We start from the raw sequence: 1,320 nt of genomic DNA, 5'->3' as shown, positions 1-1,320 counted from the left end.
GACCCTGTAAATCATTCTGTGTAACTGCCACCCCTATTAATTAAAGGTGACCTTCAATGCGGTCGCCGAACTCGATAATAAAACGGCTCATCGCCAGCCGCCAGTTCTGGATCGGCATGCTCCATTTTTTCGACGCCGACTGGATCGCAAGGTAAATCACTTTTCGCACCGAGTCATCTGTCGGGAACGCCTTGCGTTTCTTTATTGCCTGGCGGATCACGCTGTTCAGTGACTCGATGGCATTCGTGGTGTAGATCGCTTTGCGGATATCCGGCGGGTAACCGAAGAACGTATTCAGATTCTCCCAGTGCGCACGCCAGCTTTTGCTGATCTGCGGATATTTATCGTCCCAGAGGCCTGCGAAGTCTTCCAGCGCCTGCAATGCGCCTTCTTCCGTCGGTGACTGGTAGACGGCTTTCAGCCCGCTGGTGACACCTTTGTAGTCCTTCCATGACACGTATTTCAGGCTGTTACGCACCATGTGGATGATGCAAAGCTGAATATGCGTCTGGGGATATACGCTGTTTATGGCATCGGGGAAGCCCTTCAGGCCATCGACACAGGCAATCAGGATATCCTGAAGACCCCGATTTTTGAGTTCAGTCAGGACATTAAGCCAGAACTTTGCGCCTTCATTTTCCGCTATCCACATGCCCAGCAGCTCCTTTTGACCTTCGGTATTTATACCCAGCGCGAGGAAGACGGCTTTGTTAATGACAGAACCATTGTGACGAACCTTTACCACGATACAGTCAAGATAAACAATGGGATAGAGAGACTCCAGAGGCCGATTTTGCCACTCGATAACCTGCTCTTTAACCGCGTCGGTGACTTTCGATATCAACGCAGGTGAGACATCAGCATCGTACATTTCTTTGAAGGTGGCGACGATCTCACGGGTCGTCATACCTTTGGCGTACAGGGACAAAATCTGGCTGTCCATCTGCGTGATACGCGTCTGGTTTTTCTTTATCAACTGCGGCTCGAAGGAATTTTCACGGTCACGTGGTGTGTTTAGCTCGATTTCGCCGTCATCGCACAGAAGCGTTTTGGATGAATAGCCGTTGCGGGTATTCGAGCCTGATTTTGGGGCATTCTTCTCGTGCCCGAGGTGCTCTGTCAGTTCAGCATTCAGTGCTGTTTCAACGGTTAACTTCGTCAGCATACGAGAAAAAGCATTGAGGTCAGCTTCGGTTTTGATGCCTTTCGCCAGTTCGGCAGCGAGTGCCTTAAGTTTCTTTTCGTCCATAATTTGCCTGTCTCCTCAGTTGGAGTGAACATATCAAAAACAGGCAATTACACAATTTTAATTACAGGCTC

General features: G+C 49.6%; 1 protein-coding gene. It reads right to left on the bottom strand.

Going from position 1 to position 1,320, the window contains the following annotated elements; translation table 11 throughout:
* Positions 1-40: 40 nt before the first annotated feature.
* Positions 41-1,249: an IS256 family transposase gene (locus tag Q3A88_RS21820; RefSeq protein WP_180787420.1), complete on the bottom strand. Its 1,209-nt coding sequence runs from the start codon at positions 1,247-1,249 to the stop codon at positions 41-43.
* Positions 1,250-1,320: the final 71 nt, after the last annotated feature.

Source organism: Pectobacterium sp. HCp5_1 (genome assembly GCF_032905925.1).
Lineage (GTDB): Bacteria > Pseudomonadota > Gammaproteobacteria > Enterobacterales > Enterobacteriaceae > Pectobacterium > Pectobacterium brasiliense_A.
Note: the sequence above shows the minus strand (reverse complement) of the source record. Positions and strands in the feature narration are given on the sequence as shown.

What these genes read in the sequence shown, in the direction of transcription:
- Q3A88_RS21820 (WP_180787420.1), bottom strand. Translation starts at nt 1,249, where the DNA reads ATGGACGAAAAGAAACTTAAGGCACTCGCTGCCGAACTGGCGAAAGGC.